Source organism: Kitasatospora sp. NPDC059827 (assembly GCF_042731675.1).
Taxonomy (GTDB): domain Bacteria; phylum Actinomycetota; class Actinomycetes; order Streptomycetales; family Streptomycetaceae; genus Kitasatospora.
The window spans coordinates 23,612-38,159 of record NZ_JBHWIV010000059.1 but is presented as its reverse complement, the minus strand read 5'-3'; the positions used below and the strand labels follow the sequence as shown (position 1 = coordinate 38,159).

Genomic DNA, 14,548 nt, shown 5'->3' with positions numbered 1-14,548 from the left:
AGAGGACCCCCGATGACCGTCCCCGCTCCGACCGCCGAGACGCGCTGGCGCTGCACGCTGTGCGGCAACCTCACCCGCTTCGACGTGACCCGCTCCGCGCGGGTGACCGAGTTCCTGCACTTCGACCTGGCCGGCGAATCCCGGGTCGAGGAGACCGAGGTGCACAGCGAGACCGTGGAGTCGGTGCGCTGCCGCTGGTGCAACGCGGTGGACCAGGTCGAGCTGGTGGCCCGTCCGGGCGCCGAGGCCGCGGAGGCCCCCACCACGCAGGGCTGACCCCTCCAGTGCGGTGGGCGGTGCGCGACACCGCCGTCCACCGCACGGGACAATACAGACAAGACGCACGGAGCGTGACGACAGGGGCGGCCGCGGCCGCACCCGCTGGACCAGGATCGGAGCCGAGGACGTGGTGGACGCAGCGAGGGAGCCCGGCGAAGCGCAGGGGCTTCAGCCCGCTGCGCCGGCACCGGAGCCGGCCGCCGGGCCGGTCCTGTCCGAGACCGACCTCCCGGGGGGCGCCGGCGGGGCCCCGGCCGGTGCGGGTGCCGAGCGGGCGCCCGAGAAGCTGGACCGGCCGCTGCCCGAAGGGGTGCGCCGGCGGGTGGTCGGGCTGGCCTCGGACGCGTTGGGCGGGCTGCCGCCCGGGGAGCTGCCGCAGAGCCTGCGTCAGTACGTCAAGTTCACCCCCGCGCGGCGGGCCAAGTACGCGGCCACCGCGCTGGCGGCGGCGTTGGAGTCCGAGCCGGCCTTCCGGGTGCGGATAGCGGAGCGGCTGCGGCTGGGCCAGCCGGACCTGGTGAAGGCGCTGGAGTCGGGCACCGTCCCCGGCGCCGCCGATCCGATGGACGTCGCGGCCGCCGCCTACCTGGTGCGCTCGCCCGGCTGGAGCCGACTGGTCGCCGAGGCGGGCGAGGAGGCCGAGCGGGCCGGCGCCGAGGACGCGGCGGCGGAGGCCTCCCGGCAGGTGGAGAAGCTCCAGGCCGAGCTGGCCGAGGTGCGGGCCGCGGCGCGGGCGGACCTGGACCGCCAGCGCGCGGAGTTCGAGGGCGTCCGGCGGGAGGCCGAGTCGCTGCGCAAGAAGGTGCGGTCGCTGGAGAGCGACACCCGGCGGGCGCAGGCCGAGACCCGGCGGGTGACCGGGGAGCTGGAGGCGGCGCGGGCGCAGGCCACCGGGGAGCGCAGCGCGGCCGAGTCCGAGGCGCGGCGGCTGCGGCACCGGGTGTCCGAACTGGAGACCGCGGTCGAGCAGGGCCGCCGCTCGGCCCGGGAGGGCCGCAGCGTCGAGGACATGCGGCTGCGGCTGCTGCTGGACACCGTGCTGCAGTCGGCGCAGGGCCTCCAGCGGGAGCTGGCGTTGCCGGTCTCCCAGCTCCGCCCGGCGGACCTGGTGGAGGCGGTGGTGCCCGGGTCGGCCTCGCCGCACGACGTGGCCCGGCGCGGCCTGGCCGAGGACGACCCGGCGCTGCTGGACCAGCTGCTGGCGATCCCCCAGGTGCACCTGGTGGTGGACGGCTACAACGTGACCAAGACCGGGTACCCGGCGCTGCCGCTGGAGCAGCAGCGGATCCGGCTGCTGGGCGGGCTGGCGATGCTGGCCCAGCGCACCCAGGCGGAGGTCACCTGTGTGTTCGACGGGCAGGACCTGGACGTACCGGTCATCATGGCGCCACCGCGCGGGGTGCGGGTACGGTTCAGCCGGACCGGCGAGACCGCGGACGAGCTGATCCGCCGTCTGGTCCGGGCCGAGCCGCAGGGCCGTCCGGTGGTGGTGGTTTCCACCGACCGGGAGGTCGCGGAGGGCGTGCGGAAGGCGGGTGCGCGCCCGGTGGCCTCGGTGCTGCTGCTGAACCGGCTGGCCCGGCCCTGAGCCGGTCCTGAGCCGGTCCTGAGCCGGTCCTGAGCCGGGACGGGGGCTGTGACGGCAGGTCAGTGGGATTTCCGTGCGGGTGTGCGGATCCGGTGAAGTCAGTGGGGGAACCGGAGTTCACGCCTTCGGGGGAGTGGCAAAACGGGTAGATCTTCACTAGGGTCTGGCGTCAAACCTATTTTCCGGAATCTCACCTGATCAGGTGAGTCCGATGGAAGAAGGAGCCGGTCCCTTGGCCTCCCACCGCCGTCCCAAGCAGCCGAGCCGCGCGCGGGTCTCCGTGCTCACCGCTGCTGCTGCGACCGCGGTCGCCCTCTCCGCCCAGGTCGCCGCGCATGCCGCGCCGCAGCCGAACAAGAGTGACGTCAAGGCGCAGATCGACCAGCTCCAGCAGGAGCAGGAGCAGGCGGCCGAGAAGTACAACGGTGCCAAGGAGCGCTCCGACCAGCTCCGCAAGCAGGCCGACCAGCTCCAGGACCAGGTGGCCCGCAGCCAGGACCAGATGAGCCAGCTCCAGGTGGGCCTGGCCCAGGTCGCGGGTGAGCAGTACCGCACCGGCGGCATCGACCCGTCCGTCCAGCTGATGCTCTCCTCCGACCCGTCCGGCTACCTGGACAAGGCGTCGAGCGTCCAGCAGGCCAGCACCACCCAGACCGAGGCGCTCAAGGGTCTGCTCGACCAGCAGCGCCGGCTGGACCAGGAGAAGGCCGAGGCGGCCGCCGTGCTCGCCTCCCTGGACTCCACCACCAAGGACCTCAACCAGGCCAAGGCGGACGTCAACACCAAGTTGAAGACCGCCCAGGACCTGCTGAACTCGCTCAGCGCCGCCGACCGGGCCGCGCTCCGGGCCCAGCAGCAGCAGGACGACCGCGCCTCCCGCGGCGCCGACCGGGTCGACCTCAGCAACCTGCCGCCGGCCAGCGGCTACGCCGCCGTGGCGGTGGCCAAGGCGATGAGCAAGCAGGGTTCGCCGTACGTGTGGGGCGCCACCGGGCCCTCCACCTTCGACTGCTCGGGCCTGATGGTCTGGGCGTACGGCCAGGCCGGCGTCTCGCTGCCGCGCACCTCGCAGGAGCAGGGCCACATCGGGACCGCCGTGACGCTGGCCACCGCCCAGCCGGGTGACCTGGTGATCTACGGCGGCGACATGCACCACGTCGGGATGTACATCGGCAACGGCATGGTGGTCCACGCGCCGCACACCGGTGACGTGGTGAAGGTGATGAAGGCCGACGCGATGTCGATCAACACGATCCGCCGGATCTGACGGTCCGGTACCTCCCCGAGGGGCCGGTTCCGGCCCTGTGATCCGCGCCACCTCCGGTCGGGGGTGGCGCTTCGGGTTTGCGGACCGGGTGGGCCGGACGGTGAGAGTCGATCAGCTTTGCGTGCGCCGGTGATCACCATCAGTCATTTTCACAAAAGAACATGGGTAATCTTCCGTCTTTTTTCTGACAAGGATTTGAACGGATCACGGTTCAGTTACTAGGGTCGTGCTCCGAACCACCGCACAGTCGATCACCCAGCCTGGGTGGCGGCGGTGGTTACCGCCGAGTTCGCGAAACAGCGGGGCAGGTCGAAGCGACTGCCCGACAGGGGAGCCCAGTAGTCGGGGGCGCTGCGGAGCGGAGCCGGGGAACCACACGTTCCTCCGGGGTGAATCGGCGCCAGGTCGGCCGTAGGTGAGGCCGGTGAGGCGTCGTAGGGCATGCTTCCGGCCCGAACCCGTCAGCTCACCCGGTAGGCGGCGTAGGAAGAAGGAGTCCGCCTTCGTGGCGTCCCATCGTCGTCCCAAGCCCGCCAGCCGTGCCCGCGTCTCGATCCTGACCGGTTTCGCCGCCGCCGCCGTCGCGCTCTCCGCGCAGTCCGGCGCGCACGCCGATCCGCAGCCGACCAAGGACCAGGTCAAGGAGCAGGTCGACCAGCTCAACGAGCAGGCCGAGCAGGCGACCGAGAAGTACAACGCCGCGCAGGAGAAGCAGCAGGAGCTGGAGAAGCAGGTCTCCGGCCTCCAGGACCAGGTGGCCCGCCAGCAGGCCCAGGTGACCGACCTCCAGGGCGGCCTGGCCGAGATCGCCGGCGAGCAGTACCGCAACGGGGGCATATCCCCGACGGTCCAGCTGATGTTCTCCTCCAGCCCGGACAACTTCCTCAACCAGGCCGGGGCGCTGAACCAGGCGGGCAGCACCCAGAAGAACCAGCTCAAGCAGCTCCAGGACCAGCAGCGCAAGCTGGACCAGGACCGCACCGAGGCCCAGGGCAAGCTCGGCGAGCTGGAGTCCACGACCCAGCAGCTGAAGGCCTCCAAGGACGAGGTCCAGAACAAGCTCAAGGCCGCCCAGGACCTGCTCAACACGCTGACCGAGCAGGAGCGCCAGGCGATCAAGGCGGCCGAGGACAAGGCCGCCGCCGACGCCAAGGCCAAGGCGGACGCCGCCGCGAAGGCCGCCACCCCGGACCGCGCCTCGCGCGACAACAGCCGCAGCGACCTCGGCTCGGGCTCCACCGCCGCGCCGGTCAAGATCGCCCCGGGCAGCTCGCACGGTGCCGCCGCGCTGGCCGCCGCCGCCACCAAGGTCGGCAGCCCGTACGTCTGGGGCGCCACCGGCCCCAGCTCCTTCGACTGCTCCGGCCTGATGGTCTGGGCGTTCAACCAGGCCGGGGTGTCGCTGCCGCGCACCTCGCAGGAGCAGGCCGGCGCCGGCACCCGGATCGGCTCGGACATCTCCCAGGCCCAGCCCGGCGACATGCTGATCTTCTACGGCGACGCCCACCACGTCGGCATCTACGCGGGCAACGGCCAGGTGCTGCACGCTCCCAAGCCGGGTGCGTCGGTGCGCTACGAGGCCGTCTCCAACATGCCGCTGGCCTCCATCGTGCGGGTCTGATCCCCAGCCACGCGTTCACGGGCCCGGCCCTCCGTCACGGAGGGCCGGGCCTGCGGCTTTTCCGGCGACTCGACCTGGTGTCCGATTAGGGGTCAAATATTCGGGTCGGTAGGGGTTTGGACTCACTTGCCCGGACTCGCTAACGTCTGCCACCGGACTCCCGCTCGACGGCCGCCCACCGGGGCGCGGCCGCGGGGCCGCGCCGCAGGACTGGAGCCGTTGCCGCATGCCCGTGCACCGTCGTTCCCAACTGCTCGCCCGTGCGCTGGTACTGACCGCGGCCGCCACCACGGCCCTGGGCGTGGCGACCGCCGGCAGCGCCCAGGCCGCCCCCGGGGCGCCGGACGCGCCCGACCGCAAGGACGTCAAGGCCCAGGTCGAGCAGCTGTACGACGAGGCCGAACAGGCCTCGGAGAAGTACAACGCCGCGCAGGAGGCGCAGAAGCGGCTGCTGGGCGAGACCACGATCCTCCAGGGCGAGGTCGCCGCCGCCCAGGAGCAGCTCAACGAGCTGCGCGGGGACCTCGCCACGGTCGCCGGGGCCGAGTACCGGGGCGGCGGGATGACCCAGACCGCCCAGCTGATGCTCTCCAGCGACCCGGAGGCCTACCTCACCCGCGCCCGCACCCTCGGCCAGGCCGCCGAGCGCCAGCAGGAGACCCTGCACGAGCTGGTCACCCGTCAGCGCCGGCTCGACCAGCGCCGCACCGAGACCGCCGCCAAGCTCGCCGAACTGGACGAGGCCCGCCGCTCGCTCGCCGAGAACAAGCAGCAGATCCAGCAGCGCCTCGCCAAGGCGCAGAAGCTGCTCAACAGCCTGGGCGCCGTCGAGCGGAACCGGATGGTCGCCCAGGACGCCCGGGAGGCCGAGCAGCGCGCCACCCGCGGCACCGACCGGCTGGACCTCGGCAACGCCCCGGCCGCCTCCGAGCGCGGGGCGGCCGCGCTGGCCGCCGCGGTGCGGATGGTCGGCTCGCCCTACGTCTACGGATCCACCGGGCCGCGTGCCTTCGACTGTTCCGGTCTGATGTACTACAGCTGGCGGCAGGCCGGAGTGACCCTGCCGCGGACCTCGCAGGCCCAGGCGTACGCCGGGCAGCGGATCAGCCTCTCCGAAGCGCGGCCGGGAGACCTGGTGATCTTCTACCGGGACATGCACCACGTCGGGATGTACGCCGGCGGCGGCGTGATGGTGCACGCCCCGTACCCCGGTGCCAAGGTCCGGTACGAGAGCGTCAACGCGATGCCGGTCTCGGGAGTGGTCCGGCTCTGAGCGCGACGCCCTCCGGGCCGGACGGCCCCCACCCGATAGACCCCGCGCGCCGGGTGCTGTCCCGGCGCGGTGCGCTGCTGCTGGCGGCCGGCGGGCTGGCCCAGCTGTCGCTGCCCCCGGTGGCCCCGCCGCCGGACGGGCGGGCCGTCGACCGGCAGGCCGAGGTCGCCGCGCTGCTGGCGGCGCGGGCACGCTCGCTGCCCGCCCGGTCGGGGCTGACCGGGGCCGAGGCGGTGTACCGGAACCTGGTGCTCTCACCGCCCACCGGGCCGGAGCGGCAGGACGCGTCCGTCGAGCTGGCGCTGCGGATCGCCGGGTACGACGAGTACCCGGTGGTGTACCCGCGCCGGATCGAGCTGGTCCGGGACCGGGGCGGCTGGCGGGTCGAGCGCGAGGAGGGCAGCGCCGGGCCCCCGGCGCCGTGGGACCTCGGCCCCGTCCGCACCGCCGCCGGAGCCCGCTGCCTGGTGCTCGGCCTGGCCGACGGGCCCGACCCGGCCGGGCTGGTCCCGGTCGGGGACAAGGCGGTGGCGGCCGTCAGCGCGGTCTGGGGTGACGCCTGGCCCGGCCGGCTGCTGCTGGAACTGCCCGCCACCGAGCCGCAGTTCGCCCGGCTGCTGGAGGCCGACCCGGCGGGCTGGACGGGCATGGCGGCGGTCACCGTGGCCGCCCCCGGCGCCCCCCGGCACACCCCGGCGGACCGGGTGGTGATCAACCCCGAGGCCTTCGCGAAGCTCAGCGACTTCGGCCGCCAGGTGGTCGTCACCCACGAGACCACCCACGTCGCGACCCGGGTCGACACCCGGGCCTGGACCCCGCTGTGGCTCTCCGAGGGCGTCGCCGACTGGACGGCCTACCGGGACTCCGGTCGGCGCCCGCAGCAGATCGCCCCCGAGCTGGCCCGGGACGTCGCCGCCGGGAAGCTGCCCACCGCGCTGCCCGCCGACGCGGACTTCACCGCGGGTGCCGACGGCATCGCCCAGGCCTACGAGCAGTCCTGGCTGGCCTGCGAGCTGATCGCCCGCCGGTACGGGACGCAGCGGCTGGTCGCCTTCTACCGGGCGGTCGGCGCGGCCGACGGGGCGGGCGAGGAGCGGACGCACCGGACGGACCGGCTGCTGCGGGCCGAACTGGGCCTCGGACTGGCCGAGTTCACCGGGCTCTGGCAGGCCGAGGTCGAGGCCTTGAAGGGCTAGGCACCGGGCACGTGGGGCCGGGCCGTCGCAGGTCCGTCGCCGCTACCGCCCGGCCGGGTGATCGATGCCGTCCAGCAGGTCCTGCTCGTAGGCGATGCCCGGGCGGACCGGGTACCCGGAGGAAGCCGGCAGGGCCGGGGGCTCGGCCAGGACCACGGTGGGCGCCAGGGCCGTCGAGGCGCGGGTGGAGCGCCAGAGCCGGATGCCGGAGAGCACGGCGGCGGTCAGCAGCAGCAGGTTGCGCAGGCCCAGCACGGCGACCGCGAGCGGTTCGCTGTTCAGGACCTGGGTGAACAAGGTCGGGAACTCGAGCAGGGTGAGCGGGCAGGCGAGCAGGATCAGCAGCGCCACCGGCCGCTGGCTGGTGCCGCGCACGGTCAGGCAGACCGCCGCGACGCCGACCAGCCAGACCAGGTACTGCGGGCTGATCACCCGGCTGGTCACCACGAAGATCAGCAGCGCGCAGAGCGCCGCGTCGTACATGGTGGCGGCGTTGCGCCGACGGGCGGTGAAGCGCCACAGCAGCAGCCAGAGGAAGCCCAGCACGGTGCCGGCCATCATCACCTTGCTGATCACGCTGACCCACGGCCCGAGCATCTCGGGGGAGCCGTAGTTCATGGTGACCTTGCCGTCCCAGCCCCCGGCCAGCCGGGCGATGTGCAGCGGCAGCGCTCCCACCGACTCGACCTCGATGCCGCGGGCCCCCTGGAAGGCCAGGAAGCCGAAGGCGCCGTTCATCCCGGCCGCCAGCAGGAAGCCGACCGAGACCGCCGTGGCGGCGGCCAGCGTCCAGGAGCGGCGGGTCCGGCGGCCGGACGGGGTGCCGATCAGGCCCAGCAGCGGCCAGATCTTGACGATGCCGCCCAGGCCGAGCAGCAGCCCGCCGATCGCCGGGCGGCGGATCAGCGCCAGCAGGCCGGCCAGGGCGAGCGCGGTGACCAGCAGGTCGAAGCGGTTGTAGATCATCGGGCCGAGCAGCGGCACGGCGACCACCCACAGCCAGGCGCCGGTCAGCGTCCGGCCCCGGCGCAGCCCGGTGCGGATCAGCAGCGCGGCCGCGGCGGCGTCGGCGATCCCGCAGATCACCCAGAACGAGGTCAGGTACGACCAGGGCAGCAGGCCCGGCAGCAGGATCACCAGGGCGGCGCCGGGCGGGTACTGCCAGGTGACGTCGTCGAACGGGAAGGTGCCGGTCTGCAGCACGCCGTACCAGGCGTGGTAGATCATCCAGACGTCGGCGGTGACGTCGCCGCCGGGCGCCTTCAACACCCCGGTCATCAGCAGCACCAGTACGGTGCGGGTGGCCACCCAGGTCGCCCCGAGGGCGGCGAGCGCCCCGAGCGGGCGGCCGAGGCGGCCGCGCGAAGTACCGGACTCGGTGGCCGGGGCCAACTCCACTGCGCTCCCTCGTTCGTCTCGACGTCCTCACCGGAGGCGTCGTACGGACGGACGCCCGGGCCGCCGCATCCGCGGCCTAGGTACTAGGACTGACCCGGGGGTCAAACGGTTGCCGTGCGCGGTTCCGTTCCCGGCGGGTCATGGTGTTGACCTATCGTACGGATCACCCAGCGGTACACCGAGCACCCCCCGACCGAGCGAGCCGTGGCCTGATGCACAGAACCTTGATCGTCACCAATGACTTCCCGCCCCGCCCGGGAGGCATCCAGGCCTTCGTGCACAACATGGCCGTCCGTCAGCCCGCAGGGAGCGTCGTGGTGTACGCCTCGACCTGGCGGGACGGCACCGAGGTACGCGCCTTCGACGCCGAGCAGCCGTTCCCGGTGATCCGGGACCGCACGAAGGTGATGGTTCCCACACCCCGGGTCACCCGGCGGGCCGCCGAGATCCTGCGCGCCGAGAAGTGCGACTCGGTCTGGTTCGGCGCGGCCGCCCCGCTGGGCCTGATGGCGCCCGCGCTGCGCCGGGCCGGGGCCGGGCGGCTGCTCGGCATGACCCACGGACACGAGGCCGCCTGGGCCCAGCTGCCGGGCTCCCGGCAGCTGCTGCGGCGGATCGGCGCGGGCACCGACGTGCTGACCTACCTGGGCGAGTACACCCGCTCGCGGATCGCCGCCGCGGTCGGGCCGCGGGCCGCGGCCCGGATGGTGCAGCTGCCGCCGGGCGTGGACGAGACGACCTTCCACCCCGGTTCCGGGGGCGCCGAGGTGCGCCGGCGGCTGGGGCTGGCGGACCGGCCGGTGGTGGTCTGCGTCTCCCGGCTGGTGCCGCGCAAGGGCCAGGACACCCTGATCGAGGCGATGCCGCTGATCCTGCGCGACGTGCCGGACGCGGTGCTGCTGATCGTCGGCGGCGGGCCGTACCGGGCGGACCTGGAGAAGCTGGTCGATGCCAAGGGGGTCCGGGACTCGGTGCGGTTCACCGGCTCGGTGCCGTGGGCCGAGCTGCCCGCCCACTACGGGGCCGGGGACGTCTTCGCGATGCCGTGCCGGACCCGGCGCGGGGGGCTGGACGTGGAGGGCCTGGGGATCGTCTACCTGGAGGCCTCGGCGACCGGCCTGCCGGTGGTCGCGGGGGACTCCGGCGGGGCGCCGGACGCGGTGCTGGAGGGCGAGACCGGGTACGTGGTGCCGGGCGGCTCGGCCGAGGCGTCGGCCGAGCGGATCGTCCGGCTGCTGCGGGACGAGGCGCTGCGCCGTCGGATGGGCGAGGCCGGCCGGCGCTGGGTGGAGCGCTCCTGGCGCTGGGACCTGCTGGCCGGGCGGCTGACCTCGCTGCTGGCGGGCTGACGCCCGGTACGGCGGTCCGCGGATACGAAGGTACGCAGGTACGACGCCGCGAAGGGCCCCGGGGAGTCCCCGGGGCCCTTCGGCGTACCCGTACTGCCGCCGGCGCGGCCCTACTTCCGGTACAGCGCCTCGATCTCGGCGGCGTAGTCCTTGAGCACCACGTTGCGCTTGAGCTTGAGCGAGGGCGTCAGGTGGCCGCTCTCCTCGGAGAACTCGGTGTCCAGCAGGCGGAACTTCTTGACCGCCTCGGCGTGCGAGACGGCCGCGTTGCCGTCGTCCACGGCGGACTGCAGGGCGGCCAGCAGGTCCGGGTCCTCGGCGAGCTCGGCGACGGTGGCGGTGGCGGGCTTGCCGTTGAGCTCCTTCCACTTCGGGAAGAAGTCCGGGTCGACGGTGACCAGGCAGGCGATGAAGGGCTTGCGGTCGCCGACCACCATGACCTCGCCGACCAGGGCGTGGGCCCGGATGCGGTCCTCGATCACGGCCGGGGCGACGTTCTTGCCGCCCGCGGTGACGATGATCTCCTTCTTGCGGCCGGTGATGGTCAGGTAGCCCTCGGAGTCCAGCGCGCCGAGGTCGCCGGTGGCGATCCAGCCGTCCTTGAGGGTGTCGGCGGTGGCCTGGGGGTTGTTCCAGTAGCCGGTGAAGACGTGCGGGCCCTTGAAGTAGACCTCGCCGTCCTCGGCGATCCGCACCGAGGCGCCGGGGACCGGCTGGCCGACCGTACCGATCTTCGGCTTGTCCCACGGGTTGAAGGCGGTGGCCGCGCAGGTCTCGGTCAGGCCGTAGCCCTCCAGGACCGTGAAGCCGATGCCCCGGTAGAAGTGGCCGAGCCGCTCGCCGAGCGGGGCACCGCCGGAGATCGCGTGGGTGGCCCGGCCGCCGAGGGCGGCCCGCAGCTTGCTGTAGACCAGCTTGTCGAAGACGGCGTGCTTGAGCCGCAGCACCAGGCCGGCGCCGCCGGCGTCCAGCGCCCGGCTGTAGGCGATCGCGGTCTCTGCGGCCTTGTCGAAGATCTTGCCCTTGCCGTCGGCCTGGGCCTTGGCACGGGCGGTGTTGTAGACCTTCTCGAAGACTCTGGGCACGCCCAGGATCAGGGTCGGCCGGAACGACGCCAGCTCGGCGGTGACGTCCCTGATGTCCGAGACGTGGCCCAGCTTGATCGGGGCCATCACCGGGGCGATCTCGGCGATCCGGGCGAGCACGTGGGCCAGCGGCAGGAAGAGCAGCACGGAGCTCTCACCGGTGCGGAACAGCGGGGCCAGGCGCTCGACCACGTTGCCGCACTCGGCGAGGAAGTTGCCGTGGGTCAGCTGGCAGCCCTTCGGGCGGCCGGTGGTGCCCGAGGTGTAGACGATGGTGGCGATGTCGTCGGGGCCGGCGATCGCCCGGCGCTCCTGGACGGTCGCGTCCGGGACGCCCCGGCCGGCCTCGGCCAGCGCGGCGAGCGCGCCGCCCTCGATCTGCCAGGTGTGCTTCAACTCCGGCAGCCGGTCGCGGACCTCGGCGACCACCTTGACGTGCTGGTCGGTCTCGGTGACGAGGGCGACGGCGCCGGAGTCGCCGAGGATCCACTCGACCTGCTCGGCCGAGGAGGTCTCGTAGACCGGCACGGTGATCGCGCCGGCCGTCCAGATCGCGAAGTCCAGCAGCGTCCACTCGTACCGGGTGCGGGACATGACGCCCACCCGGTCGCCGGGCTCGATGCCCGTGGCGATCAGGCCCTTCGCGGCGGCGTGCACCTCGGCGAGGAACTGGACCGAGGTCAACTCCTGCCAGTGGCCGTCCACCTTCCGGCTGAGCACCGCGACGTCCGGGTGCTCCTCGGCGTTCCGGTGCACAGGGTCGGAGAGGTTACCGCCGCTCGGTACCTGGTAGAGGGCCGGAAGGCTGAAGTCGAGCAAGACTGCTCCTCGTTCGCGACGCTGCGGGACGGCAGGACGTTACTGCCCGGTAGGCAGCTTCGACCAGGGGGGTCGGCCCCGGTGTTCGAAGTGTCACACCCGGCCGGGTCGGACCAGGCCGTGACCGGGTCGTTCGACTGGCACCCTACGACAGCCCACAGGTGACCGGCCGGTAGCATGCCCTGCCGGCCGTCCCGGCGGCCGTCCCGCCGACGCGTCCGACCCGGCCGCCACCGACGCCCCGCCCGCCGCCGCCGGTGCCCGTGCCGCCGAGGAGATCGCCGGTCGCGATAGCCTGCTCCGGGCGGATCGGGCCGAGCGTGCCCCGACCGGACCGGGCAGGCAGAAGGACGAGGCGGAGGGCCTTTCCATGGCGGAGCACACCAGGTCGAGCATCATCATCGACGCGACCCCGGCCGCGGTCATGGCCGTGATCGCGGACTTCGCCGCCTACCCGGCCTGGACCGGAGAGGTCAAGGAGATCGAGGTCCTGGAGAGCGGCGAGGACGGCCGCGCCGCGCAGGTCCGGCTGCTGCTCGACGCCGGCGCCATCCGCGACGAGCACACCCTCGCCTACACCTGGGACGGCGACCGCGAGGTCGGCTGGACCCTCGTCCGCAGCCAGATGCTCCGCTCGCTGGACGGCTCGTACACCCTCGCCCCGCTGTCCGGCGGCCGCACCGAGGCCACCTACCAGCTCGCCGTGGACGTCAAGATCCCGATGCTCGGCATGATCAAGCGCAAGGCCGAGAAGGTCATCATCGACCGCGCCCTGGCCGGCCTGAAGAAGCGCGTCGAGGGCTGACGGGCGCGGGCACGGCGGAACGGGGGCTGACGGCATGACGGCGACACGCACCATCCTGGTCAGCGGCGACGCGGGCGCGCCCGCGGTGGCCGCCGCCACCGCCCTGCACGCCGCCCGGCGCGGCCACCGCACCTGGCTGCTGGCCGCCGACGACCCGCACCGCGCCCTGGACTCCGCGCTCGGCACCCGGCTGGAGCCGGAACCGCTCCGCTACGCGCCGGGCCTGACGGTCTCCCGGATCGACGAGCAGGCCGCCTTCCGCTACGCCGTCGGCGAGCTCACCGGCCGGCTCAAGCCCGCCCTCGACCTGCTCGGCGCCGAACAGCTCGACCCCGAGGAGCTGACCGCCCTCCCCGGCATCGCCCGGCTCGCCCTGCTGCGCGCGCTGCCCGCCGCCGACCAGGACGTCCTGGTGGTGCTCGCCCCGGCGCCCGCCGAGCTGATCGCCACCCTCGCCCTGCCCGAGCAGCTCACCCGCTACCTGGAGCGGCTGGTCCCCGAGCAGCGGCAGGCCGCCCGCGCGCTGCGCCCGCTGCTGGCCGGGCTGGCCGGCGTCCCGATGCCCGCCGAGTGGCTGTACGAGGGGCGCACCAAGGCCGCCGCGGTGCTCGCCGAGTCCCGCGCCGCGATCAGCGACCCGGGCACCAGCGTGCGCCTGGTCGTCTCCGCCGACGGCCACCCGTTCGAGCAGCTGGGCCGGGTCCGGGCCGGGCTCGCGCTGTACGGCCACCGGCCGGACGCCGTCGTGGTGCACGGCGCGCTGCCGCCCGCCGCCCTCGCCTCGCCCGACCCCTGGCTGGCCGAGCTGGCCCGCCGCCGCCAGGAGGAGCTGGACCGGCTCGCCGCCGAGACCGACGCCCCGGTGCTGGTCACCGGCCTGGCCGAGGGCACCCTGGAGGCCGTCGCCGACCGGCTGTACGGGGACGGCCCCGGCCCCGAGCGGCTCGAACCGCAGCCCTGGCCGGTCGAGGACCGGCTCGCCGAGGACGGCCTGCTGGTCTGGCACCTCGACCTGCCCGGCGCCGACCGCTCCGGGCTGGACCTGGTCCGCCGGGGCGACGACCTGGTGGTCGGCCTCGGCGCCCACCGCCGGGTGCTCCCGCTGCCCGCCGCGCTGCGCCGCTGCACGGTCGCCGGGGCGGGGCTGCACGAGGGCGTGCTGTCGGTGCGGTTCGCACCCGACCCTTCGCTCTGGCCGCAGGGCTGACGGGCCTTCCGGCCTTTCCTCGGGGCCCGGCCGGTCGGGTAGCGTCGGCCCGAACGGGGCCGCGGGGTGCGGCCACGGCTGAGGAGGCGCCCGCGATGACCAGCACCGACGACCGTACCGAGCCCGGCACGGAGCAGGGGAGCGGGCCGTCCCACCCGTTCGGGCCGGAGCTGGGCCCGCTGGTGGACGAGGTGCGCCGGTTCGCCACCGCCGTCGGCGAGAAGGCGCAGGAGACCAGTGCCACCACCCTGATCACCCTCTCCGGGCTGGCCGACCGCCTGCGCACCCAGCAGCCGGAGGTCTACTCCCACCTCGCCGCGGCCGGCTCCGGGCTGGCCGCCGCCGGCGCCGAGCTGCTGGCCGCCTACCGCGCCGCGGTGGCCGGGCACGAGCAGCGCTGGACGGCCGGGGAGGGGGCGCCGGTGGAGAAGATCGACCTCGACGCACCCGGCCGGGCCGAGGGCGCCGACGGGGCTGACGGGCCGTCCGCCAAGCAGTGAATCCGTGAGTTCCGCAGCGTGACCAGGCTGCTCTCGTACGTCACGAAGAAGGAAAATCGATACGACTTTTGAAGCATCGCGGCCGGGCTGTCCCAGAATTGTCTTCGGATAATGTATGCGAGGCTGTGTACGGGGGCAGGGTTGGGCGGTACCGTTCCGTC

The 14,548-nt window shown here is 73.8% G+C and carries 12 protein-coding genes and 1 riboswitch; of the genes, 10 read left to right on the top strand and 2 right to left on the bottom strand.

The features are described 5' to 3' along the window. Positions 1-12: 12 nt before the first annotated feature. The 6 genes from ACFV8H_RS29425 to ACFV8H_RS29400 all read left to right on the top strand — a co-directional run bounded on the left by ACFV8H_RS29425 (position 13) and on the right by ACFV8H_RS29400 (position 7,224). Positions 13-276: a hypothetical protein gene (locus tag ACFV8H_RS29425; RefSeq protein WP_375893296.1), complete on the top strand. Its 264-nt coding sequence runs from the start codon at positions 13-15 to the stop codon at positions 274-276. Positions 277-490: 214 nt separating this feature from the next. Then, positions 491-1,867: an NYN domain-containing protein gene (locus ACFV8H_RS29420; RefSeq protein ID WP_380405966.1), complete on the top strand. Its 1,377-nt coding sequence runs from the start codon at positions 491-493 to the stop codon at positions 1,865-1,867. 232 nt (positions 1,868-2,099) lie between these two features. Continuing rightward, positions 2,100-3,134, top strand: a complete 1,035-nt coding sequence (locus ACFV8H_RS29415) for an NlpC/P60 family protein (RefSeq protein WP_375893294.1) — start codon at positions 2,100-2,102, stop codon at positions 3,132-3,134. Positions 3,135-3,473: 339 nt separating this feature from the next. Further along, a riboswitch (cyclic di-AMP (ydaO/yuaA leader) is annotated at positions 3,474-3,629 on the top strand. Between the two features lie 10 nt (positions 3,630-3,639). Continuing rightward, positions 3,640-4,755 carry an NlpC/P60 family protein gene (locus ACFV8H_RS29410; RefSeq protein ID WP_380405935.1) on the top strand — a complete coding sequence of 372 codons (1,116 nt, stop codon included), beginning with the start codon at positions 3,640-3,642 and terminating at the stop codon, positions 4,753-4,755. A 226-nt stretch (positions 4,756-4,981) separates the two neighbouring features. Then, positions 4,982-6,028, top strand: coding sequence for an NlpC/P60 family protein (locus ACFV8H_RS29405; protein WP_375893290.1), 1,047 nt, complete (start codon positions 4,982-4,984; stop codon positions 6,026-6,028). Between the two features lie 53 nt (positions 6,029-6,081). After that, positions 6,082-7,224: a hypothetical protein gene (locus ACFV8H_RS29400; RefSeq protein WP_380405932.1), complete on the top strand. Its 1,143-nt coding sequence runs from the start codon at positions 6,082-6,084 to the stop codon at positions 7,222-7,224. A 42-nt stretch (positions 7,225-7,266) separates the two neighbouring features. On the opposite strand, the gene ACFV8H_RS29395 is transcribed toward ACFV8H_RS29400, so the two are convergent. Further along, positions 7,267-8,622, bottom strand: a complete 1,356-nt coding sequence (locus tag ACFV8H_RS29395) for a glycosyltransferase 87 family protein (protein WP_380405929.1) — start codon at positions 8,620-8,622, stop codon at positions 7,267-7,269. Positions 8,623-8,834: 212 nt separating this feature from the next. On the opposite strand from ACFV8H_RS29395, the gene ACFV8H_RS29390 reads away from it, so the two are divergent. Beyond that, positions 8,835-9,971, top strand: a complete 1,137-nt coding sequence (locus ACFV8H_RS29390; protein ID WP_380405927.1) for a glycosyltransferase family 4 protein — start codon at positions 8,835-8,837, stop codon at positions 9,969-9,971. Between the two features lie 110 nt (positions 9,972-10,081). Here the strand turns inward: ACFV8H_RS29390 and ACFV8H_RS29385 are convergent, their stop codons facing one another. Continuing rightward, positions 10,082-11,875, bottom strand: a complete 1,794-nt coding sequence (locus ACFV8H_RS29385) for an AMP-dependent synthetase/ligase (RefSeq protein ID WP_380405924.1) — start codon at positions 11,873-11,875, stop codon at positions 10,082-10,084. Positions 11,876-12,245: 370 nt separating this feature from the next. Between ACFV8H_RS29385 and ACFV8H_RS29380 the strand changes: the two genes are divergently transcribed. From ACFV8H_RS29380 to ACFV8H_RS29370, 3 genes are all read left to right on the top strand, one after another. Beyond that, positions 12,246-12,680, top strand: coding sequence for an SRPBCC family protein (locus tag ACFV8H_RS29380; protein ID WP_375893282.1), 435 nt, complete (start codon positions 12,246-12,248; stop codon positions 12,678-12,680). 34 nt (positions 12,681-12,714) lie between these two features. Beyond that, the gene (locus tag ACFV8H_RS29375) at positions 12,715-13,887 is read left to right on the top strand and encodes an ArsA family ATPase (RefSeq protein WP_380405920.1); all 1,173 of its coding nucleotides are present in this window, start codon (positions 12,715-12,717) and stop codon (positions 13,885-13,887) included. Positions 13,888-13,982: 95 nt separating this feature from the next. Beyond that, positions 13,983-14,387, top strand: a complete 405-nt coding sequence (locus tag ACFV8H_RS29370) for a DUF5304 family protein (protein WP_375893278.1) — start codon at positions 13,983-13,985, stop codon at positions 14,385-14,387. Positions 14,388-14,548: the final 161 nt, after the last annotated feature.

Coding starts and splice junctions, on each gene's coding strand:
- ACFV8H_RS29425 (WP_375893296.1), top strand. CDS start 13: ATGACCGTCCCCGCTCCGACCGCCGAGACGCGCTGGCGCTGCACGCTG.
- ACFV8H_RS29390 (WP_380405927.1), top strand. CDS start 8,835: ATGCACAGAACCTTGATCGTCACCAATGACTTCCCGCCCCGCCCGGGA.
- ACFV8H_RS29375 (WP_380405920.1), top strand. CDS start 12,715: ATGACGGCGACACGCACCATCCTGGTCAGCGGCGACGCGGGCGCGCCC.
- ACFV8H_RS29405 (WP_375893290.1), top strand. CDS start 4,982: ATGCCCGTGCACCGTCGTTCCCAACTGCTCGCCCGTGCGCTGGTACTG.
- ACFV8H_RS29370 (WP_375893278.1), top strand. CDS start 13,983: ATGACCAGCACCGACGACCGTACCGAGCCCGGCACGGAGCAGGGGAGC.
- ACFV8H_RS29380 (WP_375893282.1), top strand. CDS start 12,246: ATGGCGGAGCACACCAGGTCGAGCATCATCATCGACGCGACCCCGGCC.